This window comes from Sulfuriflexus sp. (genome assembly GCF_032250955.1).
Lineage (GTDB): Bacteria > Pseudomonadota > Gammaproteobacteria > AKS1 > AKS1 > Sulfuriflexus.
The window spans coordinates 35,494-55,741 of sequence record NZ_JAVVES010000010.1 but is presented as its reverse complement, the minus strand read 5'-3'; the positions used below and the strand labels follow the sequence as shown (position 1 = coordinate 55,741).

The following is a 20,248-nucleotide window of genomic DNA, read 5'->3' as shown; positions in this document are numbered from 1 at the left end:
GCGGTCAACTTCCCCTGTGGCAACAGGACGGCGGCCCCGGCCTGTTCGAGAAAACGGGCATTGGCGGTCTGATGGTCATCCACCGCATGCGGATAAGGCACGAGGATCGAGGCCACCCCGGCGGCGGCCAGTTCGGCAATAGTCAGGGCACCGGCGCGGCATATCACCACGTCCGCCCAGGCATAGGCCTCGGCCATATCATCAATAAAGGCATCGACGCGTGCCGGGATAGCGCGCGCCGCATAATCAGCGCACGTCTGTTCGTGCATGGCCTTGCCTGTTTGCTGCCAGACCTGCGGGCGGGCTTGTGCATCCAGTTCTGCCAGTGCGGCCGGCACGACTTCATTCAGGGCCCGCGCCCCGAGGCTGCCGCCAATCACAAGGATATGAATGGCACCGTGTCGATCGGCAAGTCGCTGTTCAGGGCTGGCCAGCGCGGCGATGTCCTTGCGTACCGGGTTACCGGTCTGCACCGGGTGGTAACGATCACTGAATGCCGCCGGGAAGGCCTCCATGACAGTGTCGGCAAAACGTGCCAGCAGTCTGTTGGTCAGGCCGGCAATCGCATTCTGTTCGTGGACAAGCAGGGGCCGACGCAATAACCAGCCGGCGATGCCGCCGGGGCCGGTAACAAAACCACCCATGCCAAGTACCGCACCGGGTTTCAGTTTATGCACAATCCCCATGGCCACCAGCACGGCATACGTGATGCGGAACGGCGCCAGTAACCAGCCCAGCGCACCTTTGCCGCGCAGACCGCTGATCGGGATCGTATACAGGGGGATATTCGCCGCCGGCACCACGCGGGATTCGAGACCGTGCCGTGTACCGAGCCAGGCGATCTCGATACCTTCTGCGCGCAGCTTGTCGGCCACGGCCAGTGCCGGAAAGACATGCCCGCCCGTGCCACCGGCCATGATCAGGATACGCGGCTGTGCTTTACTCATCGGCCACCTCCCCGTTTCACATCGACCGAGCGCACCCAGGCTTCGCGGGTTTCGATATCCACCCGCAGCAGCAGGCCCACCGCGATACAGGTGGCCAGCATGCTGCTGCCGCCGTAACTCATGAGTGGCAGGGTCAGGCCCTTGGTCGGCAAGACACCGGTATTCACGCCGATATTGATGAAGGCCTGCATGCTTAGCCACAGGCTAATGCCGTAGGCCGTATAGGCGGCAAAATCGAGCCCCAGCTGACGCGCCTGGCCGGCAAGCCGGAAGGCGCGTACGGCGACAAAGACGAACAGCAAGACGACAGCCAGGGCGCCAAACATACCCAGTTCTTCGGCCAGCACGGCAAACATAAAATCGGTATGTGCCTCGGGCAGATAGAATAATTTTTGCACACTGCCGCCCAGGCCCACCCCGAACCACTCGCCGCGGCCAAACGCGATCAGGGACTGGGTCAACTGGAAGCCGCTGTTGAATGGATCTGCCCAGGGGTTGAGGAAGGCAGTCACGCGCTCCATCCGGTATGGCGAGGTAATCGTCAGTGTCACCACCGAGCCCGCGATGAGCAACAGCAGCACACCAAAATGCCAGATGCGGACGCCGGCGAGAAACATCATGCCGAGCGCCGTCGCGAAGATCACGGCAGCCGCGCCCATGTCAGGTTCCAGCAGCAACAAGAGTGCCGCCAGCACCAGCACCAGCATCGGTTTGAGAAAGCCCCATACGGTGGTCCGCACCTCGTCGCCACGGCGCACGAGGTAACTGGCCAGGTAGATAATCACAAACAGCTTCATAAACTCGGAAGGCTGCAGGTTGAACAGGCCGAGAGACAGCCAGCGGGTACTGCCATTGATTTCCCGTGCCACGCCCGGCAGGAGGATAAAAACAAGCAGTAGCAGACCTATCATCAGCAACACGGCGCTAATGCGTTCCCAGACATCCAGTGGGATGCGGGTTACCACGGCGGCCATCCCGAGACCCAGTACGACATACAGCCCCTGGCGAAACAGGTAGTAGAAGGGCTCGCCAAGCTGTCGGTCAGCAATCGAAATCGAGGCCGAGGCAACCATCACCAGCCCCAGGCCCATGATGATTAGAACAGCCATCAACAGGGCATGATCAAACGTCGCCTGCACGTTGCTACGTTTGCGATTACCTGCCGGGTGACCGGCAAAGGCGGCGGCGTTATGCGTGGTCGTCAGCATGCCGCAAGCTCCTGCACCGCGGCAATGAAATCCGCCCCGCGCGCCTCGAAATTCGTGTACATATCAAAACTGGCACAGGCCGGTGACAGCAACACGCTATCGCCGGGTTCAGCACATGCGGCCGCCTGCTGCACGGCGTCTTGCATATCTGTCGCATGGCAAAGTGGCACGGCCCCCTGAATGGCCTGCTCGATTAGCGGCGCATCGCGGCCGAGCAAGACGACACAGCGTACGCGTTCCTTTACAGCCTCGCGCAAGGCGGTGAAATCAGCACCTTTACCATCACCGCCGGCAATGAGTACGAGTGTGCCCGGCATGCCGGAGAGGGCAGCGACGGTGGCGCCAACATTGGTCGCCTTGGAATCGTTATACCAGCGGACCGCGTTGATTTCGGCAACCCATTCACTGCGATGGGCGAGGCCCCTGAAGCGGCGTAACACGCCGAGCATCGCCGCGAGGTCCAGTTCAATGGCTGTTCCCAGGGCCAGTGCCGCCAGCGCATTGGCCTGGTTATGGCGCCCTGCCAGTTTCATCTCACTGACCGGCAGCAGGGCCTGCGGCCCCCTGGCGAGACAGACCTCGCCATGCTTTTCCAGCAGGCCGAAATCATCGTCTTGCGGTATCGACAGGCCAAAGCGGATCACGCGGCGCTGTGCATCGGCCATGGCCTCGACCAACGGGTCATCACGGTTGATCACCATCACGCCGTCACCGTGATAGACGCCCTGCTTGGTCTGCGCATAGGCCTCGAGACTGTCGTAACGATCCATGTGGTCAGCCGTGATGTTCAGGACAACGGCGGCTACCGCGTTCAACGAGTAAGTGGTCTCGAGCTGGAAACTGGAAAGCTCGAGCACATACAGTTCCGTTTGTTCGTCATGCAGCAACTCTAAAGCGGGCATGCCGAGATTGCCGCCGACCTGGACATGTTTGCCGTTCGCCTTCGCCATCTCGGCAAGCAAGGTGGTCACGGTGCTCTTGCCATTGGTGCCCGTGATCGCCACGACCGGTGCGCTGACCTCGCGCGCAAATAATTCAATGTCACCGAGCACCTCGGCACCGTGTTGTTCGGCGGCCTGCACATGCCGGTCACGACGGGAGATCCCCGGGCTCAGGATAATCTGTTTGGCGTTGGCAAAGTCGCTGTCCACGAAGCCGCCGACATGGGCGTCAAGCCCGGGCATTTCGGCGCACAACTGCTGCAGGCCGGGTGGCTCGGCGCGGCTGTCGGTCACCATAAACGGCACACCCTTCGCGGCCAGGTGGCGCGCACACGACAGGCCGGTCTTGCCAAGGCCGACGATGAGTGTTTGTTGTGCCTGTTTATTCACGTTGTTAGCCGATTGCCCTTAACGTAGTTTCAGTGTTGCCAGACCGATGAGCACGAGGATCACGGTCACGATCCAGAAGCGCACAATCACGCGCGGTTCCGGCCAGCCCTTTAATTCGAAATGATGATGTAACGGTGCCATGCGGAAGATACGTTTGCCGGTTAACTTGAACGAGGCCACTTGCAGGATCACCGATACGGTTTCCATGACAAATACCCCGCCCATAATGACGAGCACAAGTTCCTGCCGCACTACCACGGCCACCACACCGAGTGCCGCGCCCAGTGCCAGCGCACCGACATCGCCCATGAAAACCTGCGCCGGGTAGGCGTTGAACCAGAGAAAGCCCAGCCCGGCACCGACCAGGGCACCACAGAAAATCACGACCTCCCCGACCCCCGGCACGTAAGGGATCAACAGGTAGGAGGCGAGCTTTACGTTGCCCGTGGTGTAGGCAAATATCCCCAGTGCACCACCGACCATGACGGTTGGCATGATGGCCAGGCCATCCAGTCCATCGGTCAGGTTGACGGCATTACTCGAACCGACAACAACAAAATAGGTGAGCGGGATAAACAACCAGCCCAGCTCAATCGAGACATCCTTGAAGAAAGGCACGATGAGCGTGGTTTCTGCACTGAGTGTCGCCGTTTGATAAAGGAAAACGGCAATCATGATCCCCACCACGGACTGCCACAGGTATTTGTAACGTGACTTCAGCCCCTGCGGGTCCTGTTTTACCAGCTTGATGTAGTCATCATAAAAACCGATCACACCGAAGGCGAGCATGGTCACAAGCACCACCCATATATAGCGGTTATTCAAATCAGCCCAGAGCAAGGTGCTGACCGCAATGGCGACAATGATCAGCGAACCACCCATGGTCGGCGTACCGGCCTTGCTCAGGTGGGTCTGTGGACCGTCGGCACGGATCGGCTGGCCAAGCTGGCGCATGGTCAAACGACGGATCATGACCGGGCCGATCATGAAAGAAATAAGCAACGCGGTCAGCACCCCGAGGATGGTGCGCAGCGTCAGGTACTGGAAGACATAAAAGCCACTATAGGTCTCGGCGAGTTGTTGTGTCAGGTAATACAGCATGTTTATTCTCCCCCCAGCAGGCCGCTGACAATGCGTTCCATCTGCATAAGCCTTGAGCCTTTAATCAATACCACGCTGTTTTCATTCAGCTCGGCCCTCAAGGCCGAGAGCAGGCTTTCATGATCAGAAAAATGCTGCCCACCGACACCAAACGCTGCGACCGCATGCCGGCTGTTTTCGCCCACTGCATACAGAAACTGCACACCGGCCTCGCGTGCCTGGCTGGCAACGTTTTTGTGCAAGGCAACGGCCTCTTCACCCAGCTCGGCCATATCACCCAGTACGAGGTAGCGCTTCCCCGGCATCATCGCCAGCACATCGAGACCGGCCTGCAAGGAAGACGGGTTGGCGTTATAGGTATCGTCGATCAACAGGGCGCCGTTGCTGACTGGCTGAGCGCGCAGGCGTCCCTTGACGTTTTCCATTCCCGCCAGCCCGTCACACACCTCTGCCAATGACACGCCCAGCGCCAGGCAGGCAGCCGTAGCGGCCAGGGCATTCATGACATTGTGCTGGCCGGCGAGCGGCAGGCGGACAAGCGCTTCGCCTGCCGGTGTCCGCATCGTGAAACACGTTTGCCAGTCACGCGGGTCAAACTCGATTTCGCCGGCCGACACATCGGCGGCCTGGCGGATACCAAAACTGATGACCCGTGCCGGGCGGGTGCGTTCGCGCCAGGCATCTGCATATTTGTCATCGGCATTCACAATCGCCGTTGCCGACTCACCCAGGTATTCGAACATTTCACCCTTGGCCTGTGCCACGCCATCCAGGCTGCCAAAGCCTTCAAGGTGGGCCGACATGGCATTGGTTACCAGGCCAACATCCGGCTCCGCGAGGGAAACCAGGTAGGCGATCTCTCCTATATGATTGGCGCCCATCTCGATCACGGCATGGCTATGCGACTTGTCCATGCGTAACAGGGTGAGAGGGACACCGATCTCGTTATTCAGGTTGCCCCGGGTGACCAGCGGTTTGCCCTTGACGCTGAGGATGCTGGCGATCATTTCCTTGACCGTGGTCTTGCCATTGCTGCCAGTGACGGCAGCAACCGGGATATCAAACCTGCCCCGCCAGGCATGCGCCAGCTGGCCGAGTGCACGTTGCGTATCTTCGACCAGCACTACCGGCATAGCGGCGTCGACCGGTCGACTGACAATCGCCGCCACCGCACCACCGGCCGCCGCGTCGGCAATGAATTCGTGCGCATCGAAGCGCTCACCCTGCAAGGCCACGAACAGTTCACCCGGCTGGACATGGCGGGTATCGGTGCTGACACCTTTGAAGTGCACGTCGGCACCCCGATGCTGTACACCCAGTACGCTGGCGACCTCGGAAAGTTGCATGCTGCAGGCGTTCATTGCGCACCTCCGAGCAACTCGGTGACGACCGCGGCATCGTTAAACGGCAGGCGTTCGTGACCGATCAGCTGGTAATCTTCATGCCCCTTGCCGGCAACCAGCACAATATCTGCTGCCGAGGCCCGTTCGATGGCATAAGCGATGGCGGCGCGTCGATTCGACTCAATGTGCAGTTTCCCGGTGGCATGGATACCGGCACGGATATCTTCAATGATCGCCGCGCTGTCTTCACCACGCGGATTGTCATCGGTCAGGATAATCTCATCCGCCAGTTGTTCGGCGATGCTGCCCATCAACGGCCGCTTGCCGCGATCACGTTCACCACCACATCCGAAAACGCACCACAGTTTGCCCTCGCAATGCACGCGCAAGGCCTCAAGCACATGCTGCAAGGCATCCGGGGTATGTGCATAATCAACGACGATGAGCGGCTTTCCGTCAGTGACCTCGATATGCTGCATGCGGCCCGGCACGCTATGCAGTTTTGCAATACCTTGCAGGGCCTGCGGCAGACGCATACCGGTCAGCAATGCGGTCGCCAGCACCGCCAGCAGGTTGCTGGCATTGAAGCGGCCAAACAGGTGGCTATGCAGTTCACCGTCCCCCCATGGCGTACTGACCTGCATCGACATGCCTTCCTGGGTGAAATGCAAATCACTGCCCTGCACGCAACCTAGATGCATCACGCTGTTACGTAATTCACTTGCCTCGGCATTACCTTCATCACTCAGGCTGTAGGCCACGGACTGCACGCTGTCCGGCAGGCTCTCGAGTAACTCACGACCAAAACTATCATCGGCATTGATCACGGCGTATCGCAGCCCCGGCTGCTCGAACAGTTTTTGTTTGCTGCGCGCATAACTTTCCATGTCACCATGGTAATCAAGGTGGTCGCGGCTGAGATTGGTAAACACCGCGGTATCAAAAGCCACCCCGCTGATACGGCCCTGCTCCAGACCGTGCGAGGAAGCCTCCATGCTCACATACTGCAAGCCGTCGTCGCGCATATCGGCAAACAGTTTATGCAGGCTGAGCGCATCGGGCGTGGTATGCGTGGTTGTCTTTAGCTGGCCGAACTTGCCATTGCCAAGCGTACCGATGACCCCGCACGGCAGCTTGTCTGTCGATAACAACGCGGCCAGAAAATGGCTGCAGGAGGTCTTGCCATTGGTGCCGGTAATGCCGATCACATGCATGGCCTTTGAAGGCTCGGCGTAAAAACGTTCGGCAATCATGCCGGCCTTGAGACTTAGCTCCCGAACGGCAACGAGTGGAATCGCCTTGTCCTGTAGACGCCCCAGGATTTCAGCTGCCTCGCCCTGTAATTCATTCCCGACAGTCACCTCATAGGCAACCGCAACCGCACCCTTTGCCACTGCCTCTTCCGCATAGTGCAGGCCGTGCCGCTGCGTGCCGGCGCAGGCAAGAAACAAATCCCCTTGGTCAATAGCATGACTGTTCATGCTCAGGCCCGTTATCTCGCAGGCAGTTTCGACAGGCTGCTCGGCAAGACCGGCAAGCAAGCCGGCAAGCGGGTAGCTGGGCTGGATATTCTGTGCGGTGGCCATCATGGCTGACCTCCACTGTCAGCGGCGGCAAGCAGTTGTCCGCTTTCTGCCGGCAGGGCATCCGGTGCAATATTCAGCAAACGCAAGGCGCCTGCCATAACCTTTGCAAACACGGGTGCCGCGACGACACCGCCATAATACTCGCCGTTATCCGGCTCGTTGATCATCACCACCATGACCAGACGGGGGTTGCTTGCCGGTGCCAGACCGGCAAACAGCGCCAGATAACGATCCTCGACATAGCCACCGACTCCGGATTTTCGCACGGTGCCGGTTTTACCGGCCACGCGGTAACCGGCTACTGCCGCGCGCGTTCCTGTGCCGCCGTCCTGCACTACAGTTTCGAGCATCTGCCGGATCTGCATGGCGGTTTTACTGGTCATGACTCGCTTCTGATTATCGCTGACGGCCTGCAGGTTTTCAGTACGCTGCAAGTAAACCGGGCGCAGGTAACCGCCTGTGGCAAATACGCTATAAGCCTGCGCCAACTGCAGCACGGTAGTCGAGATTCCGTAACCGAATGCGAGCGTGGCACGGTCAATCTCACGCCAATTACGATATCCGGTTAACATGCCGCTCGATTCACCAGGGAAGCCGCTGCTGGTGATCTCACCCAGGCCTACCCGCGTCAGCATCTCCCACTGCTGCTCGGCAGTCAGGGTCAGGGCCATCTTGCTGGCACCGACATTGCTGGATTTTTGCAACACGGTTGCCACATCAATGAGGCCGTAATTTCTATGGTCCTTAACCGTATTCGTACCAACCATGTAATAGCCAGGCGTTGTCTGGATCGGTGTCTCAGGAGTAAACGCACCGGATTCAAGCGCAGCGGCCACCGTAAAGGGTTTCAGTGTCGAGCCGGGCTCAAAGACATCCGTCACCACTCGATTGCGATAATGATCACCCCGCAGGTTACGTCGATTGTTCGGATTAAACGCCGGCTGGTTGACCATCGCCAGTACTTCGCCGCTCCTGACATCCAGCACCACGGCTGAGCCGGAGCGGGCCTTGTGTTTCTGTACCGCAGCCTTGAGTTCGCTATAAGCAAGGTATTGAATCCGGCGATCAATACTCAGGGCCAGCGAACCACCCGGCTGTGGCACGCTGATACTTTCGACATTCTCAACAGTACGACCAAGCCGGTCTTTCAACACCCGTTTGCTGCCCGGCTGACCGCGCAACCAGTCATCGTAGGCCAGCTCGATACCTTCCTGACCTTCGTCATCGATATTGGTAAAACCCACCAGGTGCCCGGTGACTTCTGCCGCCGGGTAATAGCGGCGATATTCACGTTGCAATGAGACGCCGGGAAGCGCCAGGTTGACGACCTGCTGTGCCATATCCGGGTGACTGTGCCGCCGCAGGTAAACGAACTCGCGGCCGCGACGCGAAGCCAGGGTCTGCTGCAGTTTATCCGGCTCGAGTTCCAGTACCCGCGCCAGTTCCGGCAGGCGTTCCCGTGCCAGTAACAATTCCTGTGGATTGGCCCAGATCGAATCTACCGGCGTGCTGATGGCGAGGGGTTCGCCGTGCCTGTCCGTGATCATGCCACGGTGCGCAGCCAGCGCGACCACGCGCAGGGAGCGCGCATCGCCCTGTCCCTGCAGGAAGTCATGATGCACCACATGCAGGTCAACAATCCGCCAGCTGAGGAGAACCGCGCTCAGCAACAACAGCCCCAGCGCAAAGCGGCTGCGAAAGCGATAAAGTGGTTGTTTATCTGACGTCGTCATTAGTATCTGAGTATCCTGATTTTCGCGGTTTCAGGTACTACCATGTCGAGGCGTTCACGCGCCGTATCGGCAACACGCCCATGGGTGGTCCAGGTACTTTGCTCGAGTTGCAAACGCCCCCAGTCCACATTCATTTCATCGCGCTCTTCCTGCAAGGCCTGCAACTCGACGAATAATTTGCGACTTTCATGTCGGCTATAGACGACCGCCAGGGCCGAAACCATGACCGCTACACCCAGCAATGTCATACCTGCCGGGATCTGCATCAGAGTCGCTCCGCGATACGTAACACGGCACTACGGGCGCGCGGGTTAAACCTCAGCTCAGCCTCATCTGCATAAATGGCTTTGCCAATGGCGCGCATGCGTGGATTTAACATGTCGGCGGTGACCGGCAGGTCACGCGGCAAGTCATCACCGCGAACCTGCTGGCGAATGAAGCGTTTCACGATACGGTCTTCCAGTGAGTGAAAACTGATAACGACGAGTCGACCACCGGCAGCAAGCACCTCGAGTACCTGGGCGAGCACTTCATGCAGTTCATCCAGTTCCCTGTTAATGAAAATACGAATGGCCTGGAAACTACGGGTAGCCGGGTGCTTGTGTTTTTCATGCGAGGGGTTGGCCGCGGAGATAATCTCGGCCAGTTGCGCTGTCGTGGTAATCGGGGTTTCCTCGCGGGCCTTGCAGATCGCACGGGCAATACGTTTGCCATGACGTTCTTCACCGTAATCAAACAGCACCTGGCTTATCTCTCGTTCACCGGCTGTCGCCAGCCATTCGGCGGCCGACTGGCCACTCTCGTAATCCATGCGCATGTCCAGCGGACCTTCGTATTGAAAACTGAAGCCGCGCCCGGGATCATCAAGCTGTGGCGACGAGACGCCAAGGTCGAGAAACAAGCCATCGACCTTGCCCAGTAAGTCACTATCTTCGACCAGCGCCTTTAACATCGTGAACGAACCTCGCTGTATGCTGAATCGTTCGTCTTGCTCTGCCAGTTCCTGCGCCGCCTCAACTGCCTGCGGGTCCCTGTCCAGGGCCAGTAATCGTCCTTCCGGCCCGAGTTGTTCGAGTATTGCTCGTGCATGTCCACCGCGGCCGAAAGTGCAATCGACGTACACGCCGTCGGGTTTGATGTTCAAACCGGCAAGCACTGCTTCGAGCATGACCGGCTTATGGTGATAATCTTTTTCAGCTGGGCCGCTCATATGTGCCGCATCTATACCGTTGCAATTGTCGCCGGCAGCAGCCGGCTTCGCCTAAAGTGACAGCGATTCAAGTTCGTCTGGCATATCAAGTTCGTCATCCTCTTCCGCCAGCCAGACATCCCGACGTTCGTTCCAGATTTGCTCATCCCAGAGCTCAAACTTGTTGCCCTGCCCGATCAGCACTGCCTGCCGATTCAGACTGGCAAATTCACGCAGCGGCGGGGGCAGTAACACGCGCCCATTCGCATCCAGCTGACACTCGGTTGCGTGGCCAATCAGCAAGCGCTGCAGACGACGGCTCTGCTTGTTGAAGCTCGGCAACCGCACCAGCTTGCGCTCGATCTCTTCCCACTCAGGTAACGGGTACAGCAACAGGCAGTGATCACGGTCAACCGTGATGACGAGCTGGCCATCACAACGCTCGTGCAGGCGGTCGCGATATCGCGTCGGCATAGCCATGCGACCTTTCGCGTCCATCGTGATGTTGTTGACCCCTCGAAACACTCTGTTCCTCTCCGCCTCTTCGATCCATTTATTTCCACTTTATACCACTTATTTGCACTATATGCCTCACCTATACCACTGTCAAGCGAATACATCCCACCCTATTTGGGATTTCTTGCTTTACACACAAGGACTTAGAGGAGGTCAGGAACTGTGAAATACGTCGCAAAAAAGCAACAATAGAAAAATTGCAAATCAATAAAAACAACAGGTTACATGGATAACTTAGAGGGGATTATTAAGAAAACACAAAGGTGGAAGTTGGCCGATAAGCCGGGTTCTGTCGTGGACGACCATTCATCTGGGATACGTGTCACCACGTACCTCAAGCAACCTACCCGGGAACAGTGCGGGCCACACCAACGTTCCCCTATTTGGTCTTGCTCCGAGTGGGGTTTACCCTGCCACAGCTGTTACCAGCTGCGCGGTGCGCTCTTACCGCACCATTTCACCCTTACCGGCGACCCCGAATAAACGGGCCCGCTTAGGCGGTATATTTTCTGCGGCACTTTCCGTAGGCTTTCACCTCCCAGGCGTTACCTGGCACTCTGCCCTGTGGAGCCCGGACTTTCCTCCATCCCTTGCGGAACAGCGATCGCCTGGCCAACTTCCAATTTTATTATACCTGAAGCAAACGCTGGGCGGACCTTACATAGACAATTAATGCACCGCCACAGGCCAGACCTGCCGATGGTCCGATCCTGCTGCGGAGAAGGCGGAGGGCCGGTGTCCCGGAGAGCCCGAAAAGGGCAGAAGAAAACCGCTTTTGTCCCTTTGTTCGTTGCCAGCTGTTGATACCTGTTAAGGAAATGGCAGAACGAGGCGGGGAATAAATTAGTCGGATTTATCTTTTTGTAATTCCAGGGCCCGGGCATAAAGGGCATTGCGTTTGCCGCGGGTGATCTGCGCCGCGAGTCCGGCGGCCTGTTTAACCGGCAGCTCTTTGAGCAGGACCTGGAGCAGGTGATCCTCATCAATCTTGCTGGCTGACGGCTCCTCGCTCGCGCCGGCGACCACCAGCACAAATTCACCACGCTGCTGGTTGCTGTCTGCCGCGGCCCATTCATACAGGGCGCCAAGCGTGTCGCCGTGCAGGGTTTCAAAGGTCTTGGTCAGCTCACGTGCCACTACGGCCTCGCGCTCACTCCCGAGCACATCGCGCAAATCGGCCAGCGTCGCAAGGATACGATGTGGGGATTCGTAAAAGACCAGGGTTCGCGTTTCCGGGGCCAATTCTGTCAGGCGGGTCCGGCGTGCGGCTGGCTTGGCGGACAGAAAGCCCTCAAAAACAAAGCGGTCTGTCGGCAAGCCGGCCACGGACAATGCCGTGACCAGGGCCGATGGTCCCGGAACAGGAACCACCTTCACCCCCGCCTGGCGCACGGCCCGGACCAGGCTATAGCCTGGGTCACTGATCAGGGGGGTGCCGGCATCCGAAACCAGCGCCACATCCTCTCCGGCCTGCAAACGCGCCAGCAACCCGGCGATACGCTGGTTTTCATTATGATCGTGCAAGGACAGCATCGGCGTGTCACAACCAATATGCTGCAACAGTCGCCGGGTCACGCGGGTATCTTCGGCGGCGACGAGCGCTACCTGGGAGATGATCGCGGAGGCGCGCGGGCTCAGGTCACCAAGGTTACCAATAGGGGTCGCGACGACAAAGAGTGTGCCCGAATTCATTGACAGGCCTCGAATAGGCCAAGATACTGTGCTGCCATGATCGCAACTGTAACACACCCCGGTTTCCTGGCTGCCGCCCGACAACTCTCATTATTATTAATGGGCGGAGCATTGCTGCTCTCGCTCAGCGCCTGTACCACGCCCGGCGAGGCACCCGACAAGCCAGCCGACACCACCAGGACCCCGGCAGAATCCGCCGCGGCCCTGACCAGCCAGGGGCAGCATGCCGCCGCCGCGCAGGCCTGGTTGGCGCTCGCGGCGACCGCCAGCCCCGAACAACAGGATAACTACCTGTTACAGGCAAGTAAGTCCTTACTTTTAGACGGGCAGGTCGACGCCGCGGCCGAGACCCTGGGGCAAATTCGCCAGCACAATGCCCTGCCGGTACGCCTGCATAGCGCCCGCCTGCAACTGGCCATGAACCGGCCCGCCGCCGCACTGGAGCAGCTTGCCCTGTTGCGTGACGAGCCCATGGAAACCGCACAGTTACGTCAACTGCTCGCCGTGCAATCAGCCGCGTATGCCCGCCTCGGCAATCATTATGAGGCCGCGCGCCAGTATGTCGTGCTGGATAGCCTGCTCACGGATCCCCTTGAGCAGGATGCCAACCAATCTGCCCTGTGGACCGAACTGAATATGCTGAATGAAGTGGCCCTGAGCAGTCTTTATGCGACCAGCACGCCCGGGCCTTTACGGGCGTGGCTGGAGCTGGCGGTAATGAACAAGCGCGGCCGCTCCACCCAGGAGCAGCTGGAACAATGGCGTAACCGTCATCCAGGGCATCCGGCCGCCCGGCGTTTTATCGATACCCTGCGCGACATCAACACCATCATCAGCCCGCGAGCGAAACAAATTGCCCTGTTGCTGCCCATGCAGGGTGACTATGCCGACGCGGCGAGCGCGGTCCGCGACGGGTTTCTCGCCGCCTATTACGCAGACAAACCCGCCGAACAGGCGACCCGGCTGCGCCTCTATGCAGCCGATGACGAGAATGTTGCCCTCGTTTACCAGCAGGCCGTAAAGGATGGCGCCGAGCTTGTCGTCGGGCCGCTAAGCAAAACCTCCGTCAGCAGGCTTGTTGAAGAGGTGACGCTCTCCGTGCCCACGCTGGCATTGAACAATACACAGGGGCAACAGGCGAACACCGCGCTGTACCAGTTTGCCCTGTTGCCCGAGGATGAGGCACGCCAGGTTGCCGAGCGCATCTGGCTCGATGGCTACAGTCAGGGCGTGATGATCTATCCGCAGACGACCCTGGGCGAACGCCTGCTTGCAGCCTTTAATAAACACTGGCAGCAGCTCGGCGGCCAATTGACCGAGATCCAGGCCTATCCGCTGGCAGCACCGGATTATGCAAAATCGATTCGCGACCTGCTTAATGTCGATGACAGTAAGAAACGTTATCAAACCCTGCGCCGGGTACTGGGCAGAAGTGTCGAGTTTAACGCTCGCCGCCGACAGGACGTGGACTTTGCCTTTATTGCCGGCTTCCCGGAACAGGTTCGGCAGATACGGCCGCAACTGAAGTTTTATGATGCCGGCGACCTGCCTGTTTACGCGACCTCACATGTCTATAGCGGCCATATCGACACGAGCCTGGATCGGGACATGAACGGTATCACCTTTGGTGACATGCCGTGGACCCTGAACGGTCGTCACACCTCGCCACTGCACTCAGCCATCAGTGAACTGTGGCCGGCCCGCAGTGAAAAGTACGCCCGCCTGTATGCCTTCGGCCTTGATGCCTATCGTGTCATCCCGCATCTGCAACGCCTGCAGCAATACCCGTTCGAACGCTTCAGCGGCCAGACCGGCAGCCTGCGCATGGATGAACAGCGGCGCCTGCGTCGTCAATTAATGTGGGCAAAGTTCGAAAACGGCAAGCCGCGGCTGATTGAGCAATCCGCGACCCGGCTGCAACAAGCCCCCACCGGCCCTGCATTGCCCGGGGCTATCCCGCCGGGGCAACCACCCGGCTGACAACAGCACCGACAAGGAATGTCACATGCCCCAAACACCCCAGCAACGTCGCGGTAAATACTATGAAGACATGGCCTGCGCACACTTGCGCCGACAAGGCCTGACGCTGCTCACCCGTAACTATCACTGCCGCCGGGGCGAGATCGACCTGGTCATGCGCGACAAAGACAGCCTCGTGTTTGTCGAGGTCCGATACCGGCGCCAGGCGCGCTTCGGCACGGCCAGCGAGTCGGTGAACTGGCACAAACAACAGCGCCTGATCGCGGCCGCCGGGTACTATCTGCTGCACGAGGGCAAAAAACAGCCGCCGGCGCGTTTTGATGTTGTCGCCATCAGCGGCAGCGAGGCTGATCTGCAGCTCGAATGGATACCTGATGCATTCAGGACGTAGCCGCAGACAACCGGTATAATGCGGGATACTTATTGACGAAGGACACAACCACGTGGATCCGGAAGAACGTATCAGGCAACACTTTGCAGACAGTATCCGTACCAAGACCGAGGCGGTCGAGGTCCTCGTCGGGCCGCTGGCCCATGCGGCAACCGCGGTAACTGCCGCCCTGCTTGCCGATGGCAAGGTTCTGAGCTGTGGTAACGGTGGCTCTGCTGCCGATGCGCAACACTTTTCCTCCGAGATGCTGAATCGTTTCGAGATGGAACGCCCCGGCCTGCCGGCCATCGCCCTGACCACCGATGCATCGACGCTAACGTCGATTGCCAATGACTATAGTTTCAATGAGATCTTTGCCAAACAGGTCCGGGCGCTCGGCCGCAGCGGTGATATCCTGCTGGGTATCTCGACCAGTGGCCAGTCGGCCAATGTCCTGCAGGCCGTGCACGCGGCACAGGAACGTGGCATGCGTTGTATTATCCTGAGTGGCCGGGATGGTGGCGACATCGCCGCGGCACTCGGCGAACGTGATATTGAAATCCGCGTACCCTCGGATTCAACGGCACGCATACAGGAAGTCCATATCCTCGCCGTGCACTGCCTGTGTGATCTTATTGATCAACAATTACTGAAACAGGAGAACTAATACCATGTCAAGAATACTGCCCGGTGCCTCGATTCTGTTGCTTGTGGTCTTGTTACAAGGCTGTGCCAGCGCTGTTGTTGGCGGTGCCGCGGCCGGTGCCGGCATGGCACATGATCGGCGTAGCGTCGGTACCTTTGTGGATGACGAGATCATTGAGATCAAGGCCATGGAGAAAATCATTTCCGACAAGGAGTTGTTTGACCAGACTCACATCAACGTCACCTCCTACAACAACATCATTTTGCTCAGTGGCGAAGCGCCGACTGATGCCTTGCGCAGCAAGGCCTTCTCACTCGTGTCGGGCATTCCCAAGGTGCGCAAGGTACATAATGAACTGGTCCTGGCTGCCCCCAGTTCCCTACTGACCCGCAGCAGCGATACCTGGATCACCACCAAGGTAAAAACCAACCTGTTCAACATAAAGCATCTGCAAGGCTTCGACCCGACACGCATCAAGGTTGTGAGTGAAAACGGCACAGTCTTCCTCATGGGTATCGTAACCCGCGCCGAGGCCGATGCGGCAGTAGAAGCATCACGCACGGTCAAGGGCGTACAGCGCGTCGTCAAGCTTTTCGAGTATCTCAACTAGATTGCAGGCCCCGGGCAGATTGCAAATCCTGAACGACGATTTTCTGGAGGCGCTGCGTGCAGCTGCTGGCGCAGATAATGTCCTCACCGGCGAAAGCGAATGCTGGAGCTACGGCTATGACAACAGCCGTCGGCATTGCCTGCCCCAGGCCGTGGCCTTTGCCACAAGCCATCCCCAGGTGTTACAGATCGTCCGTCTTTGCAACCGCTACCAGATCCCGTTAACGACCCGCGGTCGCGGCACCGGTACTACTGGCGCCACTGTACCGCTACAGGGTGGGCTGGTGCTGTCACTGGAACGCATGAACCGGATCCTGCGCATTGATCCTGATAACCGTTTAATGATTGTTGAACCCGGGGTCACAAACCAGGCGGTGCAGGATGCCGCCGCCGAGCATGGTTTCTTCTGGCCACCGGACCCGACCAGCGCGGCCTTCTGCAGTATTGGTGGTAACCTGGCCTATAATTCCGCCGGACCACGGGCGGTCAAATACGGCACCCCGCGAGAAAACACCCTGGGCCTGCGCGCCGTGACCGGCCACGGTGAAGAACTGCGTACCGGCACCCATACCACCAAGGGCGTGGTCGGTTATGATCTCACCCGCCTGTTGATCGGTTCGGAAGGCACGCTCGCCATCATCACCGAGGCGGCACTGAAACTCACACCCCTGCCCGAGACCAGGCGCACCCTGCGCTCGATATACCGTGATATCCAGAGTGCCAGCCGGGCCGTGGCCGCGATCATGGCGCAAGCGGTGACCCCCTGTGCGCTGGAATTTATCGACAAGGCCGCGCTCGACATGATTCGCGATTACTCGGCTGCCGAGCTACCGGCGCAGGCCGGTGCCCTGCTGATGATCGAGGTCGATGGCTCAACTGCCAGTATCGACGCGGCGGTCGAGAGCATCCGTTACGCCGCGACCAATGACGGCCTGCTTGATTTTATGGCCGCGCAAGGCAAGGCCGAGGTTGCCGCCCTGTGGGCAACACGCAAGGCGCTCTCACCGGCGTTGCGCAAGATCGCCCCGAAAAAGATCAACGAAGATGTGGTCGTGCCGGTCTCGCGGATCCCTGAACTGATTTCTGGCCTGGAAAGGCTCGCCAGCCAGCACAACATCAAGATCGTCAATTTTGGTCATGCCGGCAATGGCAACATTCACGTCAACCTGTTGGTCAACCCCGATGACCCGGCCGAGATGCAGGCCGCTCATCAGTGCCTCGATGACGTCTTCGACCTTGTCCTGCAACTGGAAGGCAGTCTCTCGGGCGAACACGGGGTCGGGATCGAGAAACGTGATTTTGTCGCCCGCGAGATCGACCCCACGGCCTTGCAACTGATGCAGGCCATCCGCCTGCAGTTTGATCCAAACGCTATCCTCAATAGCGGCAAGACCCTGCCCGCCATCTCATGAGTAACCAGGCGATCGATCAACAGCATATCTGGCATCCTTACAGTGCCATGCATTCCGGGCAGCCTGTCTATATGGTTGAATCGGCACATGGCGTACGCCTGACGCTCGACGATGGTCGCGAGCTCATTGATGGCATGGCCTCGTGGTGGTGCGTGATTCACGGTTACAACCAGCCACAAATGAATGCCGCCCTGCAGGCGCAATTGCAGAAGATGTCGCATGTCATGTTTGGCGGCCTGACCCATGAACCCGCGATAAGGCTTACGGAACAGTTACTCGCCATCACCCCGACAGCATTGCAGAGCGTCTTTTACTCGGACTCGGGTTCGGTCGCCGTTGAGGTGGCAATGAAGATGGCCCTGCAGTACTGGCAGGCAAAGGCCAGGCCCGGCAAACACCGCTTTATCGCCCTGCGTTCGGCGTACCATGGTGATACCTTTGCGACCATGTCGGTCTGTGATCCGGTTACCGGTATGCACTCGCTGTTCAAGGATAACCTGCCTTTACAGATTTTTGTCGAACAACCACGCTGCCGTTTCGGGGCAACCTGTAGCGATGCGGATATTGCGCCATTGGAAGAGGCCCTGCGCGCCCATGCCGATGAATGTGCGGCGCTGATCATGGAACCGATCGTGCAGGGTGCCGGTGGCATGTGGTTTTACTCGGCCGAATACCTGCAACGCGCCCGCCAACTCTGTGAGCGCTATGGCGTCCTGCTGATACTCGATGAGATCGCCACCGGCTTTGGCCGCACCGGCAAGCTGTTTGCCTGCGAACATGCCGATGTCACGCCTGATATCCTTTGCATAGGCAAATCCCTGACCGGCGGCTATATGACCCTCGCGGCAACGCTCACCACTGAGCATATCAGCCAGGCCATTGATGACGGTGAACCCGGCGTATTCATGCACGGCCCGACCTTTATGGCCAACCCGCTGGCCTGTACCGCGGCGTTGACCAGTATCCGGTTATTACTCGCCACCGACTGGCAGGAAAATATTCGTCGTATCGAAGCGGGCCTGGCACAGGGTCTTGCCCCCTGTCGGAAACTCGACCAGGTTGCCGAGGTGCGCGTCCTCGGCGCCATCGGCGTCGTCGAGATGAAGCAGCCCGTTAATATGCAAGCCATTACCGCAGCCTTTGTAGAGAACGGCGTCTGGGTGCGACCATTCGGCAAGCTCGTCTACCTGATGCCGCCGTTTGTTATCAATGACGACGATCTCGCCACGCTGACCGCCGCCGTTGTCAGCGTGCTGACGCGGCAATGACAAACGCCTATTTACCCAGCAGGGCCTGATAAATCTTCAGATCAGCTTCGCTGAAACAACAGGCAATGATCTGTGCAAAGCGCGCTTCGTATTCACGCATCACGGTCACCGCAATCCTCGCGGCGGCCTGCTTCGGATAGCCATACACACCGGTGCTGATTGACGGAAAGGCGATGGTTTTCACCTCGTACTGCAGGGCCAGTTCCAGTGCGCGCCGGTAGCAGCTTTCCAGCAAGGCCGGCTCGTTCTCGCCGCCGCCGCGCCAGACCGGACCTACGGTATGGATGACCCACTTTGCCGGCAAATAAAAGCCCGGCGTGATCTTCGCATCGCCCGTCTCACAACCGTTCAGCTGGTGGCAAAAGCGCAACAGCTCCGGCCCGGCGGCCTGATGGATCGCCCCGTCTACACCACCACCGCCAAGCAGGCTGTTATTTGCCGCATTCACGACGGCATCCACCTTAAGCGTTGTAATATCGGTGCATTTGGCAGTGAGCATAGTTTTTTCTCCCCTGCGGCTTATAATAGGCATATCTTTCAGCCCTGTCCCGGTCGCCGCCTCTCCCATGAATGGTTTGTTATTGCTCTTGCTTATCTCGGCCCTGCTCTGGTTCTGGCTCGACAGTCGTCGTGCCCACGAGTTCGCGGTTGGCCTGTGTGGTCATCTCTGTGAACAACATGCCGTCGTCCTGCTTGATGAGGCCGTGGTCCTGGATAAATTGAGGTTACGCCGGAATGCGGATGGGCGAATCGTGTTCGAACGCAGCTACCGCTTTGAATATAGTGATGACATCGCGCAACGCCAGCACGGCACACTGGTCATGCTCGGCCTGGCACCGGTGGAGGTTTCCATTCGCGGACAACGTACGCTGTTATAGGGCCTGGCGGGTGCTTACTTGACCAACGTCAGCGTCGGCTTCTTGTCTGCAGGTGTACCGTCGCCGGGACTGGTCGGACTGGGTTCATCACTGCCGCCCTCTTCCTCGGCAAACATCATGCCCTGGCCATTCTCACGCGCATAAATCGCCAGCACTGACATGCTTGGCACGCTGACTGTCATTTCCGCGCCGGAGAAGCGCGCACTGAATTCGATTAGCTCGTTGCCCAGGCCAAGTCCCTGGGTGGCAGTCGGACTGATATTAAGGACAATCTTGCCGTCCTCGATAAACTGCTCAGGCACCCGCACATTCTCATCCATGGCATTGACAAGAAGGTAAGGGGTCATATCATTATCGACAATCCACTCATAAAGTGCGCGGATGAGATATGGGCGACTGGAGTTCATAACAGGTCTTCCTCGAGTGCCTGACAGGGGTA

The 20,248-nt window shown here is 58.8% G+C and carries 20 protein-coding genes and 1 other RNA gene; 7 read left to right on the top strand and 14 right to left on the bottom strand.

Annotated elements, in window-relative coordinates; all coding sequences use genetic code 11:
• The 12 genes from murG to rsmI form a co-directional block, all read right to left on the bottom strand.
• On the bottom strand, positions 1-947 hold a 947-nt coding region (gene murG / locus RQ738_RS03060; protein ID WP_314161914.1), incomplete at its 3' end, for an undecaprenyldiphospho-muramoylpentapeptide beta-N-acetylglucosaminyltransferase.
• Positions 944-2,155, bottom strand: coding sequence for a putative lipid II flippase FtsW (ftsW, locus tag RQ738_RS03055; protein WP_314161913.1), 1,212 nt, complete (start codon positions 2,153-2,155; stop codon positions 944-946). The genes murG and ftsW, both read right to left, overlap by 4 nt.
• A complete protein-coding gene (gene murD / locus RQ738_RS03050) occupies positions 2,149-3,486 on the bottom strand; it encodes a UDP-N-acetylmuramoyl-L-alanine--D-glutamate ligase (RefSeq protein WP_314161911.1) in 1,338 nt (445 codons plus the stop codon). Before murD ends, ftsW begins: the two co-directional genes overlap by 7 nt.
• A gap of 18 nt (positions 3,487-3,504) precedes the next feature.
• Complete coding sequence (gene mraY / locus RQ738_RS03045; protein ID WP_314161909.1) at positions 3,505-4,587, bottom strand: phospho-N-acetylmuramoyl-pentapeptide-transferase; 1,083 nt, start codon at positions 4,585-4,587, stop codon at positions 3,505-3,507.
• A 2-nt stretch (positions 4,588-4,589) separates the two neighbouring features.
• Entirely contained in the window at positions 4,590-5,948 is a 1,359-nt protein-coding gene (murF, locus tag RQ738_RS03040; protein ID WP_314161908.1) for a UDP-N-acetylmuramoyl-tripeptide--D-alanyl-D-alanine ligase, read from the bottom strand.
• The gene (locus RQ738_RS03035) at positions 5,945-7,519 is read right to left on the bottom strand and encodes a UDP-N-acetylmuramoyl-L-alanyl-D-glutamate--2,6-diaminopimelate ligase (protein ID WP_314161906.1); all 1,575 of its coding nucleotides are present in this window, start codon (positions 7,517-7,519) and stop codon (positions 5,945-5,947) included. Before RQ738_RS03035 ends, murF begins: the two co-directional genes overlap by 4 nt.
• A complete protein-coding gene (locus RQ738_RS03030; protein ID WP_314161905.1) occupies positions 7,516-9,249 on the bottom strand; it encodes a peptidoglycan D,D-transpeptidase FtsI family protein in 1,734 nt (577 codons plus the stop codon). The genes RQ738_RS03035 and RQ738_RS03030 overlap by 4 nt, the downstream gene beginning before the upstream one ends.
• Complete coding sequence (gene ftsL / locus RQ738_RS03025; protein ID WP_314161904.1) at positions 9,249-9,515, bottom strand: cell division protein FtsL; 267 nt, start codon at positions 9,513-9,515, stop codon at positions 9,249-9,251. The genes RQ738_RS03030 and ftsL overlap by 1 nt, the downstream gene beginning before the upstream one ends.
• Positions 9,515-10,459: a 16S rRNA (cytosine(1402)-N(4))-methyltransferase RsmH gene (rsmH, locus tag RQ738_RS03020; protein ID WP_314161903.1), complete on the bottom strand. Its 945-nt coding sequence runs from the start codon at positions 10,457-10,459 to the stop codon at positions 9,515-9,517. The genes ftsL and rsmH overlap by 1 nt, the downstream gene beginning before the upstream one ends.
• A 51-nt stretch (positions 10,460-10,510) precedes the next feature.
• Entirely contained in the window at positions 10,511-10,963 is a 453-nt protein-coding gene (gene mraZ / locus RQ738_RS03015) for a division/cell wall cluster transcriptional repressor MraZ (RefSeq protein ID WP_314161902.1), read from the bottom strand.
• Between the two features lie 253 nt (positions 10,964-11,216).
• Positions 11,217-11,574, bottom strand: an RNA gene (gene rnpB, locus RQ738_RS03010) — RNase P RNA component class A.
• Positions 11,575-11,797: 223 nt separating this feature from the next.
• Entirely contained in the window at positions 11,798-12,646 is an 849-nt protein-coding gene (gene rsmI / locus RQ738_RS03005) for a 16S rRNA (cytidine(1402)-2'-O)-methyltransferase (RefSeq protein WP_314161901.1), read from the bottom strand.
• Positions 12,647-12,682: 36 nt separating this feature from the next.
• Here rsmI and RQ738_RS03000 point away from each other — a divergent pair, with 36 nt between their 5' ends.
• From RQ738_RS03000 to bioA, 6 genes are read left to right on the top strand one after another with little or no spacing between them, the layout of a single operon-like run.
• Positions 12,683-14,626 carry a penicillin-binding protein activator gene (locus tag RQ738_RS03000; protein WP_314161899.1) on the top strand — a complete coding sequence of 648 codons (1,944 nt, stop codon included), beginning with the start codon at positions 12,683-12,685 and terminating at the stop codon, positions 14,624-14,626.
• Positions 14,627-14,651: 25 nt separating this feature from the next.
• Positions 14,652-15,017: a YraN family protein gene (locus RQ738_RS02995; RefSeq protein WP_314161898.1), complete on the top strand. Its 366-nt coding sequence runs from the start codon at positions 14,652-14,654 to the stop codon at positions 15,015-15,017.
• 52 nt (positions 15,018-15,069) lie between these two features.
• Positions 15,070-15,663 (top strand): phosphoheptose isomerase, encoded by a 594-nt coding sequence (locus tag RQ738_RS02990; protein WP_314161897.1) that lies wholly within the window; start codon positions 15,070-15,072, stop codon positions 15,661-15,663.
• 4 nt (positions 15,664-15,667) lie between these two features.
• On the top strand, positions 15,668-16,252 hold the full coding sequence (locus RQ738_RS02985) for a BON domain-containing protein (protein WP_314161896.1): 585 nt from the start codon (positions 15,668-15,670) through the stop codon (positions 16,250-16,252).
• Positions 16,253-16,280: 28 nt separating this feature from the next.
• Positions 16,281-17,663 carry an FAD-binding oxidoreductase gene (locus RQ738_RS02980; RefSeq protein WP_314161919.1) on the top strand — a complete coding sequence of 461 codons (1,383 nt, stop codon included), beginning with the start codon at positions 16,281-16,283 and terminating at the stop codon, positions 17,661-17,663.
• Positions 17,660-18,931, top strand: a complete 1,272-nt coding sequence (gene bioA / locus RQ738_RS02975; protein WP_314161895.1) for an adenosylmethionine--8-amino-7-oxononanoate transaminase — start codon at positions 17,660-17,662, stop codon at positions 18,929-18,931. The genes RQ738_RS02980 and bioA overlap by 4 nt, the downstream gene beginning before the upstream one ends.
• 7 nt (positions 18,932-18,938) lie before the next feature.
• Here the strand turns inward: bioA and RQ738_RS02970 are convergent, their stop codons facing one another.
• The gene (locus RQ738_RS02970; protein ID WP_314161894.1) at positions 18,939-19,430 is read right to left on the bottom strand and encodes an O-acetyl-ADP-ribose deacetylase; all 492 of its coding nucleotides are present in this window, start codon (positions 19,428-19,430) and stop codon (positions 18,939-18,941) included.
• A gap of 67 nt (positions 19,431-19,497) precedes the next feature.
• On the opposite strand from RQ738_RS02970, the gene RQ738_RS02965 reads away from it, so the two are divergent.
• Positions 19,498-19,809, top strand: a complete 312-nt coding sequence (locus RQ738_RS02965; RefSeq protein WP_314161893.1) for a DUF3301 domain-containing protein — start codon at positions 19,498-19,500, stop codon at positions 19,807-19,809.
• A 14-nt stretch (positions 19,810-19,823) separates the two neighbouring features.
• On the opposite strand, the gene RQ738_RS02960 is transcribed toward RQ738_RS02965, so the two are convergent.
• The gene (locus tag RQ738_RS02960; RefSeq protein WP_314161892.1) at positions 19,824-20,216 is read right to left on the bottom strand and encodes a ClpXP protease specificity-enhancing factor; all 393 of its coding nucleotides are present in this window, start codon (positions 20,214-20,216) and stop codon (positions 19,824-19,826) included.
• Positions 20,217-20,248 lie beyond the last annotated feature (32 nt).